At 72.4% G+C, this 18,227-nt stretch carries 17 protein-coding genes; 7 read left to right on the top strand and 10 right to left on the bottom strand.

What is annotated here, in order from left to right; translation table 11 throughout:
- Positions 1-8: 8 nt before the first annotated feature.
- The 4 genes from D1648_RS08095 to D1648_RS08080 are packed head-to-tail and all read right to left on the bottom strand — an operon-like array spanning position 9 to position 3,833.
- Positions 9-347, bottom strand: coding sequence for a non-heme iron oxygenase ferredoxin subunit (locus tag D1648_RS08095; protein WP_122940529.1), 339 nt, complete (start codon positions 345-347; stop codon positions 9-11).
- On the bottom strand, positions 347-1,669 hold the full coding sequence (gene sufD, locus D1648_RS08090) for a Fe-S cluster assembly protein SufD (protein WP_122940527.1): 1,323 nt from the start codon (positions 1,667-1,669) through the stop codon (positions 347-349). Before sufD ends, D1648_RS08095 begins: the two co-directional genes overlap by 1 nt.
- On the bottom strand, positions 1,669-3,096 hold the full coding sequence (sufB, locus tag D1648_RS08085) for a Fe-S cluster assembly protein SufB (protein WP_122940524.1): 1,428 nt from the start codon (positions 3,094-3,096) through the stop codon (positions 1,669-1,671). The genes sufD and sufB overlap by 1 nt, the downstream gene beginning before the upstream one ends.
- A complete protein-coding gene (locus D1648_RS08080) occupies positions 3,093-3,833 on the bottom strand; it encodes a metalloregulator ArsR/SmtB family transcription factor (protein ID WP_122941080.1) in 741 nt (246 codons plus the stop codon). Before D1648_RS08080 ends, sufB begins: the two co-directional genes overlap by 4 nt.
- A 203-nt stretch (positions 3,834-4,036) precedes the next feature.
- Between D1648_RS08080 and D1648_RS08075 the strand changes: the two genes are divergently transcribed.
- The 5 genes from D1648_RS08075 to map all read left to right on the top strand — a co-directional run bounded on the left by D1648_RS08075 (position 4,037) and on the right by map (position 8,846).
- A complete protein-coding gene (locus D1648_RS08075; RefSeq protein WP_122940522.1) occupies positions 4,037-5,101 on the top strand; it encodes a glutathione S-transferase family protein in 1,065 nt (354 codons plus the stop codon).
- Positions 5,102-5,186: 85 nt separating this feature from the next.
- Positions 5,187-6,122, top strand: a complete 936-nt coding sequence (locus tag D1648_RS08070; protein WP_122940520.1) for an ABC transporter ATP-binding protein — start codon at positions 5,187-5,189, stop codon at positions 6,120-6,122.
- Positions 6,119-6,934 carry an ABC transporter permease gene (locus D1648_RS08065; protein ID WP_122940518.1) on the top strand — a complete coding sequence of 272 codons (816 nt, stop codon included), beginning with the start codon at positions 6,119-6,121 and terminating at the stop codon, positions 6,932-6,934. The genes D1648_RS08070 and D1648_RS08065 overlap by 4 nt, the downstream gene beginning before the upstream one ends.
- 110 nt (positions 6,935-7,044) lie before the next feature.
- Positions 7,045-8,028, top strand: a complete 984-nt coding sequence (locus D1648_RS08060; RefSeq protein ID WP_122940516.1) for a heme A synthase — start codon at positions 7,045-7,047, stop codon at positions 8,026-8,028.
- Positions 8,025-8,846, top strand: a complete 822-nt coding sequence (gene map, locus D1648_RS08055; protein ID WP_122940513.1) for a type I methionyl aminopeptidase — start codon at positions 8,025-8,027, stop codon at positions 8,844-8,846. The genes D1648_RS08060 and map overlap by 4 nt, the downstream gene beginning before the upstream one ends.
- Positions 8,847-9,123: 277 nt before the next feature.
- Here the strand turns inward: map and acnA are convergent, their stop codons facing one another.
- The 5 genes from acnA to dut form a co-directional block, all read right to left on the bottom strand.
- The gene (acnA, locus tag D1648_RS08050; RefSeq protein WP_122940511.1) at positions 9,124-11,919 is read right to left on the bottom strand and encodes an aconitate hydratase AcnA; all 2,796 of its coding nucleotides are present in this window, start codon (positions 11,917-11,919) and stop codon (positions 9,124-9,126) included.
- 218 nt (positions 11,920-12,137) lie between these two features.
- Positions 12,138-13,460, bottom strand: coding sequence for a class I SAM-dependent RNA methyltransferase (locus D1648_RS08045; RefSeq protein WP_122940508.1), 1,323 nt, complete (start codon positions 13,458-13,460; stop codon positions 12,138-12,140).
- A 122-nt stretch (positions 13,461-13,582) separates the two neighbouring features.
- Positions 13,583-14,308 carry a DUF3159 domain-containing protein gene (locus D1648_RS08040; protein WP_241155405.1) on the bottom strand — a complete coding sequence of 242 codons (726 nt, stop codon included), beginning with the start codon at positions 14,306-14,308 and terminating at the stop codon, positions 13,583-13,585.
- Positions 14,305-15,093 carry a DUF3710 domain-containing protein gene (locus D1648_RS08035; RefSeq protein ID WP_122940506.1) on the bottom strand — a complete coding sequence of 263 codons (789 nt, stop codon included), beginning with the start codon at positions 15,091-15,093 and terminating at the stop codon, positions 14,305-14,307. The genes D1648_RS08040 and D1648_RS08035 overlap by 4 nt, the downstream gene beginning before the upstream one ends.
- A 2-nt stretch (positions 15,094-15,095) precedes the next feature.
- Complete coding sequence (dut, locus tag D1648_RS08030; protein WP_122940504.1) at positions 15,096-15,584, bottom strand: dUTP diphosphatase; 489 nt, start codon at positions 15,582-15,584, stop codon at positions 15,096-15,098.
- A 75-nt stretch (positions 15,585-15,659) separates the two neighbouring features.
- Between dut and D1648_RS08025 the strand changes: the two genes are divergently transcribed.
- Positions 15,660-16,163 carry a DUF3093 domain-containing protein gene (locus tag D1648_RS08025; RefSeq protein WP_122940501.1) on the top strand — a complete coding sequence of 168 codons (504 nt, stop codon included), beginning with the start codon at positions 15,660-15,662 and terminating at the stop codon, positions 16,161-16,163.
- Between the two features lie 119 nt (positions 16,164-16,282).
- Here the strand turns inward: D1648_RS08025 and D1648_RS08020 are convergent, their stop codons facing one another.
- Positions 16,283-16,585 (bottom strand): DUF4193 domain-containing protein, encoded by a 303-nt coding sequence (locus D1648_RS08020; RefSeq protein ID WP_010550618.1) that lies wholly within the window; start codon positions 16,583-16,585, stop codon positions 16,283-16,285.
- A 303-nt stretch (positions 16,586-16,888) separates the two neighbouring features.
- Here D1648_RS08020 and sepH point away from each other — a divergent pair, with 303 nt between their 5' ends.
- Positions 16,889-18,199 carry a septation protein SepH gene (sepH, locus tag D1648_RS08015; protein ID WP_122940499.1) on the top strand — a complete coding sequence of 437 codons (1,311 nt, stop codon included), beginning with the start codon at positions 16,889-16,891 and terminating at the stop codon, positions 18,197-18,199.
- The last annotated feature ends 28 nt before the right edge of the window (positions 18,200-18,227 follow it).

Below are 18,227 nucleotides of genomic sequence, written 5' to 3'. Positions count from 1 at the left end.
CCGCGCGGTCAGGTGGCGGGGGCCGCGGTCGGGTCCACGAGGATCTCGCCGCTGCTCTCGTCGATGCGCACGGGGAAGACCCGCACGGGCAGGACGGCCGGGAGCTGCAGGGGACGACCGGTGACCAGGTCGAACTGGCTGCCGTGCTTCCAGCACTCGATGGTGCAGCCCTCGACGTCGCCGTCGCTCAGCGCGATCTCGTCGTGCGAGCAGACGTCCTCGAGCGCGTGGACGCCGCCGTCCTCGTCGCGCACCAGCGCGATCTCGATCCCGCCGGCGACCACGTCGATCGCCTCGCCGGGGTCGAGGTCGGCGAGGGCGGCGACGGGGACGAAGGCGTCCGACATCAGTTCATGCTCCGTGCGAGCTCGTCCTCGATCGCCGCCGAGAGGCGCTCGCGCACCTCGGGCACGTCGATCTGCTGGATGATCTCGGCGAAGAAGCCGCGCACCACGAGCCGTCGGGCCTCGATCTCCGGGATGCCGCGGGCGCGCAGGTAGAACAGCTGCTCGTCGTCGAAACGACCGGTCGCCGCCGCATGGCCCGCGCCCTCGATCTCGCCCGTCTCGATCTCCAGGTTCGGCACCGAGTCGGCGCGAGCACCCTCGGTGAGCACCAGGTTGCGGTTGAGCTCGTAGGTGTTGGTGCCCTCGGCCTCCTTGCGGATCAGCACGTCGCCGACCCACACGGAGCGTGCCCCCTTGCCCTGCAGCGCGCCCTTGTAGGCGACGTTGGAGGTGCAGTTCGGGGCGCTGTGGTCGATGAACAGCCGGTTCTCGAAGAACTGGCCCTCGTCGGAGAAGTAGAGGCCCAGCTTCTCGATCTCGCCGCCGGGGGCGGCGTACTCGCCGATCGCGTTCAGCCGCACGGCGCTGCCGCCGAGCGTGACGGCCACGTGCTTGAGCCGTGCGTCGCGGCCCACGCGGGCGTGGTGCTGGGCGATGTGCACGGCGTCGTCGTCCCAGTCGTGGACGGTGATGACCGTCATCCGCGCGTTGTCGCCGACGATGATCTCGACGTCCTGCGCGTACTGCGCAGAGCCGGTGTGGTTCAGCACGACGATGGACGAGGAGGACTCCTCCGCCTCGAGCACGAGGTGAGCGTTGGCGCGACGGTCCGCACCGCGCCCGACGACGTCCACCCGGAACGGGGCGTCGTAGTCGGTGTTCTTCGACGCCACCAGGTGCAGCGCCTGCTCGGTGCGGGCGGAGGCGATCGCGGTCGGGAGGTCCTCGGGGACCAGCACCGTGCCGCGGGGAGCCTCGCCGATCGCGAGGGTCGTCGGCGCCGGGGCCCCCTCGGGCACGCTGACCTGGTAGTCGACGGCGGGGTCGCCCTCGCGGTCGTCGGTCGGGGCGTCCTCGAAGAGGGCGGAGAAGCGGCGCAGCGGGGTGAAGCGCCATTCCTCGATGTCGCTCTTGGGCACGGCGTGCTCGGCGACCTCGAAGGAGCGCAGGCGCGCACCGCGGTTCAGCGCGGCATGGGCGGCGGAGACCTCCTGGCCGGGGAGGCTCAGGTTCTCCTCCTCCAGCTCCGGCGCGGCAGCGGTGTCCGCCCCCTCGAGGGCGGCACCGGCGGCGACGGGCGCGGCGCCGGCGGCGTGGCCCACCGCCTCGTTCGCGCTCGGGTCCCCGGCGCTCTCGGCACCCTTCACATCAGTGGTCGTCATCAGCCGACTGCTCCTTCCATCTGCAGCTCGATCAGGCGGTTCAGCTCGAGGGCGTACTCCATCGGGAGCTCGCGCGCGATGGGCTCGATGAAGCCGCGCACGATCATCGCCATCGCCTCGGTCTCCTCCATGCCGCGGCTCATCAGGTAGAAGAGCTGCTCCTCGGAGACCTTCGAGACGGTGGCCTCATGGCCCATCTGGACGTCGTCGACGCGCACGTCGACATAGGGGTAGGTGTCGGTGCGCGAGATCTGGTCGACCAGCAGCGCGTCGCACAGCACGGTCGAGCCGGAGTGCTCCGCACCGGGCATGACCTGGACCAGGCCCCGGTAGGAGCTGCGGCCGCCGCTGCGCGAGACCGACTTCGAGACGATCGAGCTCGAGGTGTGCGGCGCCATGTGCACCATCTTCGAGCCGGTGTCCTGGTTCTGGCCCTCGCCGGCGAAGGCGACGGAGAGCGTCTCCCCGCGGGCGTGCTCGCCCATCAGCCACACGGCCGGGTACTTCATGGTGACCTTGGAGCCGATGTTGCCGTCGACCCACTCCATGACGCCGCCCTGCTCGACGGTGGTGCGCTTGGTGACCAGGTTGTAGACGTTGTTCGACCAGTTCTGGATGGTCGTGTAGCGGACGCGGGCGTCCTTCTTCACGATGATCTCGACGACGGCGCTGTGCAGCGAGTCGGACTGGTAGATCGGCGCGGTGCAGCCCTCGACGTAGTGCACGTAGGAGCCCTCGTCCGCGATGATCAGCGTGCGCTCGAACTGGCCCATGTTCTCGGTGTTGATCCGGAAGTAGGCCTGCAGCGGGATCTCGACGTGCACGCCCTTGGGGACGTAGACGAAGGAGCCGCCGGACCACACGGCGGTGTTCAGCGCGGAGAACTTGTTGTCCCCCGAGGGGATGACGGTGCCGAAGTACTCCTTGAACAGCTCCGGGTGCTCCTTGAGCGCGGTGTCGGTGTCCAGGAAGACGACGCCCTGCTCCTCCAGGTCCTCGCGGATCTGGTGGTAGACGACCTCGGACTCGTACTGCGCCGCGACGCCGGCGACGAGACGCTGCTTCTCGGCCTCGGGGATGCCGAGGCGGTCGTAGGTCTCCTTGATGTCCTCGGGCAGGTCGTTCCAGTCGGTGACCTGCTTCTCGGTGGAGCGGACGAAGTACTTGATGTCGTCGAAGGCGATTCCGGAGAGGTCCGGGCCCCAGGTGGGCAGCGGCTTCTTCTCGAAGAGCCTCAGCGCCTTGAGGCGACGCTCGAGCATCCACTCCGGCTCGTCCTTGCGTGCGGAGATGTCCCGCACGACGTCCTCGGACAGGCCGCGGCGCGCGCTGGCACCGGCCGAGTCCTCGTCGTGCCATCCGAAGGCGTAGTTGCCGATCGAATCGATGATCTCGTCCTGTGAGAGCTTCTCGGGTGCGCTCGTCATGGTGTCCTTCCCTCGGTGAGCGGAATGTGGGTCGTGCAGGCATGAGCCCCCTGCGCCAGGGTCGCCAGGCGCTGGACGGGGGCCCCGATGATGCGGGAGATGACGCGGGTCTCGGCCTCGCACAGCTCCGAGTGGTCCGCCGCGACGTCCAGGACGGGGCAGCGGCCGTGGCACAGCTGTGCGGTGACGAGGCTGCGGGGGCCGGGCGACCCGTCCCTGCGCGTGGCCGGCAGGGGCACGTGCAGGGGCCGGACCGTGGTGGCGTAGCCGCGTTCGGTCAGCAGCTGCGCGAGCAGCTCGAGCCGGCCTGCGGCGGTCACGCCCTCCCCCGTGCGCGCCTCGGTCTCGGCGACGCGCTCGGCGAGCTTCCGCTCCCAGTCGGCGATCCGGCGCTCGGCGAGCGCCGTGACCGCCTCGTCCCCGCCGCGGCGGGCGAGCTCGTCGACGGCCAGCACCGCGAGCTCGTCGTAGCCGCCGGCGAGCTCCTCGTGCGCCGACGGGGACAGCACGAAGGTCTTGCTCGGCCGACCGCGACCGCGATGGGCCACGGGCATCTCGTGCTCGGCGATGGTCCCCTCGGCCTGGAGGGCCGCGAGGTGGCGGCGCACCGCCGCACTGGTGAGGCCGAACCGCTCGGCGAGCTGCCGCGCGGTGATGGGGCCATGGGTGGAGATCGCCTCGACGAGCCGGTCGCGCGTGGTGTGCGCGGGGCTCGTCGCGAGATCCTGCTCAGCCATCGTCACTCCCTCCTCCTCGACCGCATTCATTTTACAACAGAACGCTTTCCAAATACCTCCCGGGAGCATGTGCCCCCGCCCACGAAGGGTGCCCTTACCTGCGGAATCTCCTTGCCGGAGCCGAGAAGCGGCGCAGGACTTCCCTATATTTCCAGTTTCAACTACCATGGTCCCGTCGACGCATCCGACGGAAGGGGAACGACATGGACGAGCAGAGCACGGACACCGCCCAGCACTCCACCCGGGGTGCCTACGTCGCCGAGGGCAAGGCCTTCGACCGGGACATGAACTACATCGACGACCGCATCACGCGCGCGGGCCGGGACGGCTGGCCCGTCGAGGCCGGCCGCTACCGGCTGATCGCCGCACGCGCCTGCCCGTGGGCGAACCGCACGCTGATCTCGCGCCGCCTGCTGGGCCTCGAGGACGCGCTCTCCGTCGGCATGCCGGGCCCCACCCACGACAAGCGCTCGTGGACCTTCGACCTGGACGAGGGCGGCGTGGACCCCGTGCTGGGCTACGAGCGGCTCCAGCAGGCCTACTTCGCCCGCTTCGCCGACTACCCGCGCGGCATCACGGTCCCGGCGATCGTGGACGTGCCCTCGAAGGCGGTGGTCACGAACGACTTCCAGCAGATCACCCTGGACTTCGCGGCCGAGTGGACGGCGTTCCACCGCGAGGGCGCCCCGGACCTCTACCCCGAGGACCGGCGGGAGGAGATCGACGCCCTGAACCGATGGATGCTCCACCGGGTGAACAACGGCGTGTACAAGGTCGGCTTCGCCGGCTCCCAGGAGGTCTACGAGCAGGAGTACCGCCTGCTCTGGGAGGCTCTGGACGAGCTCGAGGAGCGTCTGGGTCGCAGCCGGTACCTCATGGGCCCCTCTCTCACCGAAGCGGACGTGCGCCTGTTCCCGACCCTCATCCGCTTCGACCCCGTCTACCACGGGCACTTCAAGGCCAACCGGCAGCTGCTGGCGACGATGCCGAACCTCTGGAACTACACCAAGGACCTGTTCCAGACCCCGGGCTTCGGCGACACCGTCGACTTCGTGCAGATCAAGCGCCACTACTACTACGTGCACGAGGACCTCAACCCCACGCAGATCGTGCCGCTCGGCCCCGCGCTCGAGCCGCTGCTGGAGGCCCACGACCGCGACCGCTTCGAGACCGACACCTGGGGCCCCGGCGGCACCGCCCCCGAGGCACCGCTCGCCGCGGAGGTGGTCGATCCGGCCCACACCCCGCTGCACGTCACCGGCCGCTGAGCACGCCGCCGCCGGGAGCGTCCGTCCGCTCCGGGGCGAGCGTCACATCGGGGACGGGGCCGGTCCGGCCTACGATGGGGCGGACATGGACGACCACTCCCCTGCCCTCGTCGCGAGCGACCTCGCGCTCTCCTACGGCCCCGTGCGCGCCCTGGACGGCCTGAGCCTGACCGCCGCGCCCGGCGAGGTCACCGCCCTCCTCGGCCCCAACGGTGCCGGGAAGACCACCGCCGTCTCCTGCGCGACAGGCCTGCTGCGCCCTGACTCCGGCACGGTGCGCGTGCTGGGCACTGACCCCTGGCGCGCGAGCCCCGAGCACCGCGCCCGGGTGGGCGTGATGATCCAGGACGGCGGTCTCGCCTCGGGCGCCGGCGCCATGCAGCTGCTGCGGTACGGGGCGAGCCTCCACGCCGCCCCGCTGGACGTCGACGAGGTCGCCGAGCACCTTGGCATCGACGAGTTCGCCCGCACCCTCGTCCGTCGCCTCTCCGGGGGGCAGCGCCAGCGCCTCGCCCTGGCGCTGGCGATCATCGGCCGTCCCGACCTGGTCTTCCTCGACGAGCCGACCGCCGGGATGGACCCCTCCATCCGGCGCCGGGTTCGCGAGCTGGTCCGGGGTCTCGCGCGCACCGGCACCGCGGTGGTCCTGACCACCCACCTCATGGACGACGTGGTCGGCCTCGCCGACGCGGTGCGGGTCATCTCCCGCGGCCGGGTCCTCGCCGCGGGCAGCGTCCAGGAGGTCATCCGCGAGCACCGCGGGGCCGACGGCGGGGTGACCCTCCGAGCCACCGCGAGCGGAGTCGCGCCGGAGGCCGTCCCCGCTCTCGAGCAGGAGCTGCGCGAGACCGCCGCACGGCACGGCGCGCGCCTGGAGATCTCCAGCGCCGCTGCCGCGGACCTCGAGGCCGTGCTGCTGGACCTCATGGACCGCGACCGGTCCGACGGCCCCCACGAGCCCGACGCCGAGGCGCGCGGGGCCCGGACCGACGACGCCCCGACCGCAGGAGCCGCACGATGACCGCCCCGCCCCCGCAGGCTCCGCAGGTCGACGACGCCGCGCGGAATGCCCGGCCGGACCACCGCCCGCGCCCCGCCCCTCCGCTGCGCCGGGTCCTCGCCCATGCCGGGTTCGAGGCGCGCGTGCTGCTGTCCAACGGCGAGCAGCTGATGGTCGCGATCGTGCTGCCGGCCATGGTGCTGATCGGGCTCCGCCTGCTGCCCGTCGGTCGCCTCGAGGGCGTGCCCGCGATCGAGACCGCGATCGCGGCGACCCTCGCCACCGCGCTGATCTCGACCTCCTTCACCTCGCAGGCGATCATGACGGGCTTCGACCGGCGCAACGGCGTGCTGCGATGGATCGCGACCACACCGCTCGGGCGCGGCGGATATCTGGCAGGGAAGATCCTCGCCACGCTCATCACCCACGTGCTGCAGGTGCTCGTCCTCGGCGTGCTCGCCGCGGCCCTCGGCTGGCGTCCCGAGCTCGGCGAGCTGATGGCGCTGGTGCCGGTCTGGCTCATCGGCACCGTGGCCTTCGGCGCGCTCGGACTCCTGGTCGCGGGGCTGCTGCGCACGGAGGCGGTGCTGGCGGTCGCGAACCTCGTGTTCGTCCTCCTGGTCGCGCTCGGCGGTGTGGCGTTCCCCACCGCCTCCTTCCCGCGGATCCTCGGGGGCCTGGCGGACCTGCTGCCCTCGGGCGCCCTGGGCGAGCTGATGCGCGCCTGCCTCGCCGACGGCCCGTTCACGGCCGGGTCCGCGGTGGTGCTGCTGGCGTGGGCGGCGGCCGGGGTCGCCGCCGTGGTGCGCTGGTTCCGCTGGACGGACTCCTGAGCACCCAGCGTCTCCGGGGCCTCCCGCGACGGCGGCCGGCAGCTGGGGGATCCCTCGCATCCGAGGGACGCGTCCAGGCATCGCACGGCCGCGGAAACTAGACTCGAGGCATGTCCAGCCCCGCCCTCGCCGATCCTCGCTCCCCCGAGCGCCACGGTCGGATCACCACCCTGCCCGACCGCCGCCTGACCGGCTGGGGGCCGCAGCGCCGCGCACGGCTCGCCGCCGTCGCCTTCTGGGGCAATCTCCTCAGCCAGATCGGGATCATCCTCTCCGGCGGCGCGGTGCGGCTGACGGGCAGCGGACTGGGCTGCTCCGGCTGGCCCTACTGCGAGCCGGGGAACTTCACCCCCGAGCTGACCCTCGCCTCGGGGATCCACCCGTTCGTCGAGTTCGGGAACCGCACCCTGACGGGGGTGCTGAGCATCTTCGCGATCGCCGTGCTGCTGGTGACCTACCGGTGGCTCGGCCACAAGGGCCGCGGCTTCCGCCTGCTCGCCCTGGTGCCGCTGATCGGCACCGGGGTGCAGGCGCTGCTCGGCGCGTTCGTGGTCTGGTTCGATCTGCACCCGGGCATCGTCAGTCCCCACTTCCTGATCTCCCCCGTGCTCGGCGCCGTCTCGATGGTGCTGCTGGTGCGGCTGTACGACGGCGACGGCCCCATGCGGTTCGCCGTACCGCCCCGGCTCCTCGCCCTCTTCGTGCCGCTGGCCGTGGTGGGCTTCGCCGTGCTGGTGCTGGGCACGCTCGTCACCGGCACCGGCCCCCACTCGGGCGATGCCGGGGACGTGACGCGGCTGATGATCTCCCCCGTGCTGATCACACGCTTCCACGCCGTCGCGGTCTATCTCTTCCTGGCCCTGCTCGCCGCGCTGCTGATCGCGCTGCACCGCACCGGAGGCCGTCGGGAGGCACGCACCGCGGCCTGGTGGCTGGTGATCGTGACGCTCGCCCAGGGAGTGATCGGCTACATCCAGTACTTCACCGGCCTGCCGGAGCTCGTGGTCTTCGGCCACCTGATCGGGGCCGCGCTCTTCGCGCCGATGATCGCCTGGGTCGGCGCCCGGCTCGTCACCTGGCAGGAGGCACGATGATCCTCGGCAGGCGCCGACGCAGCTCCGCACAGGAGCTGCCCACCCTGGCCCAGGCCCGGCCGGCCGGCGAGTTCGTCGCCTCCGTCCTCTCGCACCTGCGCGAGGTCGTGGACGTGGGCTGGAACCTCCTGGACGTCGACGCCGAGGCGCATCGCCTCATCCGCGAGGCGGGAGCGACCAGCTGCTACATCGACTACCACCCCGTCTTCGGCGCCTCCCCCTTCGGGCACGTCATCTGCACCTCCCTGAACGAGGGCGTGCTGCACGGGCGACCCTACGACCGGATCCTCGCGGACGGGGACCTGCTCTCGCTGGACTTCGCGGTCTCGGTCGAGGGCTGGGTCGCGGACTCCTGCCTCACGATCGCCGTGGGCACCCCGCGCGCGGAGGACCTGCAGCTGATCCGCGACACCGAGCAGGTGATGTGGGCCGGGATCGACCAGGTCACCGCCGGAGCGACCGTGGGCGACATCGGCTTCGCGGTGATGAACGAGGCGACCGCGCTCGGCTACTCCATCAACGACCGCTTCGGCGGCCACGGCGTGGGCCGCACGATGCACGAGGCGCCCTTCGTCCCCAACCACGGCACCCCCGGCGGCGGCGTCGAGCTCGTGGCCGGTCAGCTGATCACCGTCGAGCCGTTCCTGGTGCCCACCACCTCGGAGCTCGTCGTCGACGAGCGCGACGGCTGGACGCAGCTTGCGGTCGACGGCTCGCGCGGCGCGCATGCGGAGCACACGCTGCAGGTCACCGACGGGGCACCGATCGTGCTCACGGCTCGCGCGGACGACTCCTCCCCGCGCAGCTCGCTCGGCTGACCGCCGCCCGGCCCCGCACAGCTCGCTCGGCTGACCCGCCACACCGCGCCGCCCGCCGCGCCGAGCCGAATGGCTCCGGATCCGGCGATGCGTGATTCTCAGCCGCTCTCAGGATGGAACCGGCTGAGATCCGAGCATCGGCTGACGCCCCGCACAGGGACGCGCTCAGGGCCGCTCCAGCACGCGACCGCGCCCCGGAGCCGAGAGGACTTCCGGGGCGCGGTGAGAGCAGACGCTCACGGGGCGGGCATGTGCCTTTCGCCGTGCGGCGCGTGCCTCACGCAGCGACCAGCGAACGCAGCACGTACTGCAGGATGCCGCCGTTGCGGAAGTAGTCCGCCTCGCCGGGGGTGTCGATGCGGACCACCGCATCGAAGTCCACGGAGGTGCCGTCCTGCTTCTCGGCGACGACCTTCACCGTCTTCGGGGTCTCGCCCTCGTTCAGGGCGGTGATCCCGGTGAAGGAGAAGGTCTCGGTGCCGTCGATGCCGAGGGACTCCGCGGTCTCGCCGGCGGGGAACTGCAGCGGCAGCACGCCCATGCCGATGAGGTTCGAGCGGTGGATGCGTTCGAAGCTCTCGGCGATGACGACCTCGACGCCGAGGAGCTTGGTGCCCTTGGCGGCCCAGTCGCGGGAGGAGCCGGTGCCGTACTCCTTGCCGGCCAGGACCACGAGGGGGATGCCCTGCTCGGCGTAGGCCTGGGCGGCGTCGTAGATGAACTCCTGCTCGCCGGTCAGGAAGTTCTTCGTGTACCCGCCCTCGACGCCGTCCAGCAGCTGGTTCTTGATGCGGATGTTCGCGAAGGTACCGCGGATCATCACCTCGTGGTTGCCGCGCCGGGAGCCGTAGGAGTTGAAGTCCTTGCGGGCGACGCCGTGCTCCTGGAGGTACCGGCCCGCCGGGGAGTCGAGCTTGATGGAGCCCGCCGGCGAGATGTGGTCGGTCGTGGTCGAGTCGCCGACCTTGACCAGCACCCGGGCACCGGAGACGTCCGAGACCGGCTCGGGCTGCGCCTCCATGCCCTCGAAGTACGGGGGCTTGCGCACGTAGGTGGACTCGGGGTCCCAGTCGAAGGTCGCGCCCTCGGGGGTCTCCAGGCTCCGCCAGCGCTCGTCGCCGGTGAAGACGTCCTTGTAGTCCTCCTGGAACATCTCCTGGGAGATCGACTCGGCGATGACCTGCTCCACCTCGGTGGGGTTCGGCCAGATGTCGCGGAGGTAGACGTCCTGGCCGTCCTTGTCCTGCCCCAGCGCGTCGTTCTCGAAGTCGAAGTCCATCGTGCCCGCGAGCGCGTAGGCGATGACCAGCGGCGGGGAGGCCAGGTAGTTCATCTTCACGTCGGGGTTGATGCGGCCCTCGAAGTTGCGGTTGCCCGAGAGCACTGCGGTGACGGCGAGGTCCTTCTCGGCGATCGCCTCGGAGATCTCCGGCGCCAGCGGGCCGGAGTTGCCGATGCAGGTGGTGCAGCCGTAGCCGACGAGGTGGAAGCCGAGCGACTCGAGCGCCGGCCACAGGCCCGCCTTGGTGTAGTAGTTCGTGACCACCTGCGAGCCGGGCGCCATCGAGGTCTTCACCCACGGCTTGGCGACCAGGCCCCGGTCCACGGCGTTGCGCGCGAGCAGGCCCGCCGCCATCATCACCGAGGGATTCGAGGTGTTGGTGCACGAGGTGATCGAGGCGATCGAGACGATGCCGTGGTCGATCGAGAAGTCCTCGCCCTGGACCTGGACGGGGGCCGACGCGCGGCCGGCCACGTGCTGGTGCTCGGGGGCGGTGCCGCCGGACTCGTTGTCGGAGTCGGGCGCGGCCGGGTCCGAGGCGGGGAAGGAGCCGTCGCCGTTGCCGGCCACCGGGTGGTCGGCGGCGTAGGACGGCAGCACCTCGCGGAAGGACTCCTTGGCGTCGGAGAGGACGATGCGGTCCTGGGGGCGCTTCGGGCCGGCGATCGAGGGCACCACGGTGGACAGGTCCAGCTCGAGGTACTCGGAGTACTCGACCTCCTTGGAGGGGTCGTGCCACAGGCCCTGGCGCTTGGCGTAGGCCTCGACCAGCTCGAGCTGCTCCTCGGTGCGGCCGGTCAGGCGCATGTAGTCGACGGTCACCTCGTCGATCGGGAAGATCGCGCAGGTGGAGCCGAACTCGGGGCTCATGTTGCCGATGGTCGCACGGTTCGCGAGCGGCACCTGGGCCACGCCCTCGCCGTAGAACTCGACGAACTTGCCCACCGCGCCGTGCTGGCGGAGCATCTCGGTGATGGTGAGCACCACGTCGGTCGCGGTCGCGGCCGGGGGGATCTCGCCGGTGAGCTTGAAGCCGACCACGCGCGGGATCAGCATGGAGACGGGCTGGCCGAGCATCGCGGCCTCGGCCTCGATGCCGCCGACGCCCCAGCCGAGCACGCCCAGGCCGTTGACCATGGTGGTGTGCGAGTCGGTGCCGACGCAGGAGTCCGGGTAAGCACGGAGGACGGAGCCCTCGCCTGTGCTGTCGGGCACCTCACGGGTCATGACGGTGCGGGCCAGGTACTCGATGTTGACCTGGTGGACGATGCCGGTGCCCGGGGGGACGACCTTGAAGTCGTCGAAGGCGGTCTGGCCCCAGCGCAGGAACTGGTAGCGCTCGCGGTTGCGCTCGTACTCGTGCTCCATGTTCTGCTCGAGCGCGTCCAGGCGACCGGCCACGTCGATCATCACCGAGTGGTCGATGACCATCTCGGCGGGAGCGAGGGGGTTGATCCTCTCGGGATCGCCCCCGAGGTCCTGGACGGCCTCGCGCATGGTCGCGAGGTCGACGACGCAGGGGACCCCGGTGAAGTCCTGCATGATCACACGGGCGGGGGTGAACTGGATCTCGACCGACGGATCGGCCGTCGGGTCCCAGCCCGCGAGCGCGCGCACGTGGTCGGCGGTGATGTTCACCCCGTCCTCGGTGCGCAGCAGGTTCTCGAGCAGGATCTTGAGGCTGTAGGGAAGCTTGTCGGCGCCCTCGACGGCGTCGAGCGCGTAGATCTCGTAGTCGATGCCGCCGACGCTGAGATCCTGCTTGGCGGCGAATGAGTCGACTGTGCTCATCGGACGCTCTCCTTCGGTAGGTGTTCGACCCCTCCATCGTAGGCGCGCGGCCCGCGCAGGGCGGCCGAACGCGCACCTCGCTCGCGCAGCGCGGAGCGAGGGCGGGAGAGGGGTGCCGAGGGGGATCCCCGGCAGTTATCTTGAAGTCAAGATAAATAGTACCACGCAGGAGGGCATGGTGCTGACAGGTCGTCAGCTTCGAGGTGCGTGTCGCGGGCTCAGGAGGCGACGGGCTCGAGGACCGCGACCGACTCGACGTGGTGCGTGTGCGGGAAGAGGTCGAAGGCGCGCAGATCCGCGATCCGCCAGCCCTTCGACTCGATCGCGGCGAGGTCGCGGGCGAGGGTCGCGGGCTCGCACGAGACGTACACGATGCGCCGACGCACCGCGGAGGCGAGCAGCCCCATCAGCTCGACGCCGGCCCCCGCGCGGGGCGGGTCCAGGACCACGACGTCGACCCCGCCGCGACGGGCGCGCACCCAGTCCGGGACATCGGCGGTCGCGGTCGCGGCCTGCGGGAGGTCCTCGAGGTTCTGGGCGGCGAGCTGGGAGGCGCGACGGTTGCCCTCGACGGAGACGACCGAGCCGTCCGGGCCGACCTGCTCCGCGGCGAGGGCCGCGAACACGCCAACCCCTCCGTAGAGGTCCCAGGCGCTGCCGCCGACGGGGGCCTCGAGCACCCGGCCGACGACCTCGGTGAGCAGCTCGGCGGCACGGCGGTGGGACTGCCAGAAGCCGGTCGCGCTCACGGTGAACAGGCGGTCGCCGAGCCGCTCGTGGACGGTGCCGTCGCCGCGCAGCGGGACGAGGCCCCGCGCGGTGCGGACCGCGACGTCGGCGTCCCCCCAGCTCTCGGGGATCTCGATGCTCTCGGGGTCCAGGTCCCGGCCGATGAGCACGACCGAGGCAGGTCCCGCCGAGGGGGCGACGGCGTCGACGGCCTCGGCGCCCTCGGGGGCGGTCCACTCCCCCAGGCGCAGCGCCCGCACCGCCTCCGCGGAGAGCGGGTCCGCGCCGACGGGGCGCACCTCGTGCGAGCGCCAGCCGCGCATGCCCACCTCCCCGTCGGGGCCGACGGCGTAGCGCACCCGGGTGCGCCAGCCGAGCCCGTCGACGTCGTGCGGGGCGGGCTCGACCTGCACCTGCTCGATGGGGAAGCTCGTCACCCCGGCGCGCCGCAGCAGCTCCTGCATGACCTCGCTCGCGATCCGGCGCTGGGCGGGCAGGGCGATGTGCGCCCACTCCGCGCCGCCGACGCCGTCGACCCCGGCCTCCTCCCAGACGGACGGGACGCGGTCCGGTCCGGCCTCGAGCACGTCCAGCGCCTCGGCGCGCCAGAACCGTGCATCGGCCTTCTCGCGCGGGTCCTCGAGGAGCCGCGCGGTGACGGTCTCGCCCGGGGCGGTGCCGCGCACGAACACGACGCGGCCCTCATGGCGGGCCACGAAGGTGCCTCCTGCTGCGGGCGGGCCGGCGGTCAGCGTGAGGAGGCGGTCACCGAGGGCGGGGCTGCTCGGCGCGCTGTCGACATCGGGGGTCATCGGACCACACTCCTCCACTCCGGGCCCGAGCCGCGGCTCGGACGACGGCACTGCGTACGGCGGGCACTTCGGTCACCATCATCTCATCCTGTGGACGATCCGATGACCGCAGGGGCTCGAGCTCAGCGCAGCCCGCGGCGCGTGAGGAGGCCGCGGTGCATGAGCCAGACCAGATAGGCGAGCACGGCGAAGGCCGGCAGCCCCATCGCGATCTTCGCCGCGCCGAGGGCGGCGACGTGCCCGGTCAGCAGCAGCGGCAGCTGCACGGCGAGCTTGGCGGCGTAGAGCCCGACGAACAGGAGCGTGGCGCGGGTGTAGACCCGGCGCCCGTCCTCGTGCTCGCGCCAGTCCTTCACCCGCGGGTCGAGCAGCGCGACGAGCACGCCGACCAGGGGACGGCGGAGCGCGAGGGAGAGCAGCAGCACCGCGAGGGAGACCGCGTTGGTGAGGATCCCCGGCCAGTAGAAGTCCGAGCCCTCCCCGGAGCGGACGGCCAGGATCGCGCCGAGGGCGACGCCGAGCAGCCCGCCGATCACGGTCGAGGGGCTCTGGCGCTGCACGAGCCGCACCACGAGCATCACCACGACCGCGGCGACCGCCGCTCCCGCCGCGAGCGCCACCGCGCCGGTGGCGACGAAGATCACGACGAACAGCAGCGTCGGCAGCACGGACTCGATGATCCCGCGTCGCCCGCCGATCGCGTCGGCGACGGAGAACTCCTCCTCGTGCAGCACGGCCCCGAGGCCGCTGCGGGCGGCGGGGCCGTCCTCCGCCTCGGGCGGCGACTGCGGCACAGGGGCGGCGGAGCGCTCGGCGGCGGGGTCCTCGCCGCGTCGGTGCCTGCTCATCCGATCTCGGTGATCTCGGGCCCCCGCGCGAGCGGGTCCAGGGGGCCGGAGCGGATCTGGCTGAGCCCGGGGCGCTCCCCGGGAAGGTGCATCGGGATGAGCTCCTGCGGCGCCATCGCCTCGGTGCCGCGCACGACGACCAGGCGGGAGACCAGGGTCTCGAAGCGACGGGACTGCTCGGGGTCGCCGAGCGCCTTGCCGGTGAGGATGGCGCGCAGGAACCAGCGTCGGCCGTCGATGCCGAGGAAGCGGGCGGGGCGGTAGCTGGTGCGCCCGTCGGCGCGCTTGACGGGAAGGCGGGTGATCAGCTCGGTGCCGAACACGCCCGGGCGGGTCTCGGCGGTGCCGCCCTGCTTGACCACCGAGTCCCGCAGCGAGGTGCGCACGTCCTCCCAGAGTCCGCGGGACTTCGGCGCGGCGAAGGCCTGGACTTGCAGCGAGGAGCCCTCGATGACGAGGTTCGCCCCGGTCACGGCGCTGGTGCGCTGGTCCACCTCCATCCGCAGCTCCATGCCGTCGACCGTCGGCACGAGGAGGCCGCCGAGGTCGATCCGGTCCTCCTCGGGGGCGTCGGCCTCGTCGTAGGGGCCGTCCTCGAGGTGATCCGGCCGCGGGGCGTCCTCCGTGGAGTCAGAGGCCTCCTCGGCCGCCGTCTCGACGGCGGCCGACTCCTCGCCGGCCTCGTCCGTGCCGGCGCCGCCGTCGTCGAGCTCCGCGACGTCGGGGCTCCGCGGCCCCCCGACCTCCTCGGGCTCCTGCCGCTTCCTGCGGGAGAACAGTCCCATGATCATCCCTCCTGATGGTGAGCGTCGCCGAAGCCGCCGCTCGAGCCGAAGCCGGCCGAGGCGCGCTCGGTCTCCTCGAGGTCGTCGACCTCCTGCAGCACGGGGGCCAGGAACGGCACCACCACGAGCTGCGCGATCCGGTCCCCGATGTGGAGGGCGAAGTCCTCGCTCGCATCGGTGTTGTGCAGCGCCACCTTGAGCGGTCCGCGATAGCCGGCATCCACGATACCGGGGCCGTTCAGCACGGTGATCCCGTGCTTCGCGGCGAGGCCCGAGCGCGGGCAGACCAGGCCCACCGTGCCGGCCGGCAGGGCGACCGCGAGCCCGGTGTCGACCAGGGCCCGCCCGCCGGCGGGGATCACGAGGTCCTCGGCGCTGGCGAGGTCGAGGCCGGCGTCGTCGGCGTGGGCGCGGTGCGGGAGCGGGGCGTCGCCGGTGCGGCGGAGGCGCAGCGGCGCGGGGGCGGCGGGATCGGCAGGCTCGGCAGACATGACCCCCAGCGTATGGGGTGCGGGGCGCCCGCTCGCGCACCCCGGCGTCCAGCCGGGGCGTGAGATCATGAGGGCATGCCCGACTCCGCCGCGTCGCCCGCCGCCGTTCCCGCCGCTCAGGAGCCGCTCTACCGCGAGCGCCTCCTCCCCGGGGTCGGGACCTGGGTGATCGGCATCGTGATCGGCGCCGCGCTCGGCCTCGTGATCGTGCCCCTGAGCCTTCCTGCCGCGATCGCACTGTCGGTCCTCGCCGTGATCGCGGCGATCGCGGTGCTCCTGGCCTACTCCCCCGTGCTCGAGGTCTCCGGCGGCGTCTTCCGGCTGGGCCGGGCGCAGATCGACGTGACGCTGCTGGGCGAGCCGGAGGTGCGTCGGGGCGAGGAGTGGGCGCTCACGATCGGCCAGGACTTCGAGCCGCTGGCGCACCACTCGGTGCGCGGGTGGACGCGGGAAGGACTGCGGGTGGAGGTGCTGGACGAGGAGGACCCGACCACCGCGTGGGTCGCCTCGACCCGGCGTCCGGAGGATCTCGCCCTCGCCCTGCGCACCGCCCAGCAGCAGGCGCGCCGCGCCGCCTGAGCCGCAGCGCCCGGGACGGGCCGCCCGAGTCCGGGAAGCACGACGGCACCTCCCCGGAGGGAGGTGCCGTTCCGGTTCTCCTGCGAGGCGGGGCCGACGCGCGGCGCCCGCGCGACGGATCAGGCCGCCGCGCACTCCTTGCAGATGATGAGGGTGCCCTCGACGTGATCGATCTGGCTGCGGTGCTTCACGAGGAAGCAGCTGGCGCAGGTGAACTCGTCGGCCTGGCGGGGCAGCACCCGCACGGACAGCTCCTCGCCGGAGAGGTCCGCGCCGGGGAGCTCGTAGGAGTCGGCCGCCTCGGCCTCGTCCTCGTCGACCGTGGGGGTCGCCGCCTCGTTCCGCCGGCCCTTCAGCTCCTCGATGGAGTCGTCGTTCGACTCGTCGTCGTTCTTGCGCGGGGCGTCGTAATCAGTGGCCATCTACGGTCCGTTCCTGGTTGTCTGCGGGGTCGTACGACCTGGGTGGGGGCATCTCCGCGTCGGTGCGGCCACAGGGACCGCATCCGACCGGTCCGGGTCCCAACGCTGAATGCGGCGGCATTATTGCAGAGCTCCCCGTGGGCGGCAACACGCGTGTCAGGGGTGCCGCGGCGGTCGCGGAGGAGCCGGCCGCCTCCCCGGCGCGTCCCGTCCGCGCCCAGGTCGGGCGCGATAGGGTCACGGCCTAGACTGTGCCTGCGAGCGACCAGGCTCCGAGGCGATTCTCGGACGGAGAGGACGACGATGCGCGAGCTCGATCTCGACGGGATCCACGACGACGGGGAGCATCTGCTCCTGGTCGACTCCGACGGTGATCGGTACACCCTGAGGATCGATCGCGCGCTGCGTGCCGCGGTGCGCTCGGACCGTCCCGCGCTGGGCATGATCCAGGCGGCCGACGCCACCCCCCTGCGCCCCAAGGAGATCCAGGCGATGCTCCGTGCCGGGCGCAGCGCGGAGGAGATCTCGGAGACCTCCGAGATCCCCCTCGAGCACGTGCGCCGCTACGAGGGCCCCGTGCTCGCCGAGCGCGAGTGGACCGCCCAGCGCGCCCGCACCTTCCCCGTCGGCCGCGGGGGCCCCGCACTCCAGGAGGTCGTCGCCGAGCGGCTCGCCGCCCGCGAGGCGACCGGCGAGGTCGCCTGGGACGCCTGGCGGCGCCCCGACGGGACCTGGACCTTGGAGCTCACCTTCTCCGCCGGCGGGCGCACCCGCCAGGCCCACTGGGCGGCCGACGTCGAGACCCGCGCCGTCTCCCCCGTGGACGACGAGGCCCGCTGGATCAGCGACGAGGACGCGCCGCCGGAGCCGAGCCGCGGACGAGGCCGGCTGCAGGCCGTGAAGAGCTCGGTCTACGACCAGGAGGCCGACGGCTCCCGCGACGGGGACCCGCGTCGCGAGCGGACCTGGCCCCCGCGCCGGCCGGTCGCCGAGGAGCATCCCTCGGTGCTCGAGGACAGCGAGCTCGACGCGCTCAACGCCCGCCGCGGCATGCGCAGCGTGCCGCGTCCGGACGACTCCGCGACCGTCTGGTCGGGGCTGGACGAGACCGGCGAGGAGGAGGCCCCTGAGACCGCCGGCCGCGAGGACGATCCGCAGCGCTCCTCCGCCCCGACCGACATCGCCCCCGCCGCCGCGGACGGCCCGCGGGCCCCCGGTGCCCACGACCCCGATGCGGAGGCGCTGCGCGAGCACACCTCGAGCCCGACCGACGCGGCGACCGATCTCCCGGGCGCCGGCGAGGAGCCGGGCGCCGCGGAGGCCGAGCGCCTCGATCCCGCGACCGGTGACGACCTCGAGGAGCAGCCCGCCGAGGCGTCCGAGGACGAGACGGCGATCCGCTACCAGGACACGGTGGACCTCACCCCTCTGCCGGGCTTCGACGACGCCGCGGCGGCGGGAGGCGCGGCCGCGGACGACGAGGGCTCGCAGGACGAGGTGTCCGATGGTGCGGAGGACGGCCGGAAGGCGTCGCGGAAGCCCGGTCGCGCGAAGAGCAAGCGCGCCTCGATGCCCAGCTGGGACGAGATCGTCTTCGGCTCCAAGCACGACTGATCCCGCCCCGCCGGCCCCGGGCGGTGCG

The sequence above is a fragment of the Brachybacterium sp. EE-P12 genome (assembly GCF_003711805.1).
Lineage (GTDB): Bacteria > Actinomycetota > Actinomycetes > Actinomycetales > Dermabacteraceae > Brachybacterium.
Note: the sequence above shows the minus strand (reverse complement) of the source record. Positions and strands in the feature narration are given on the sequence as shown.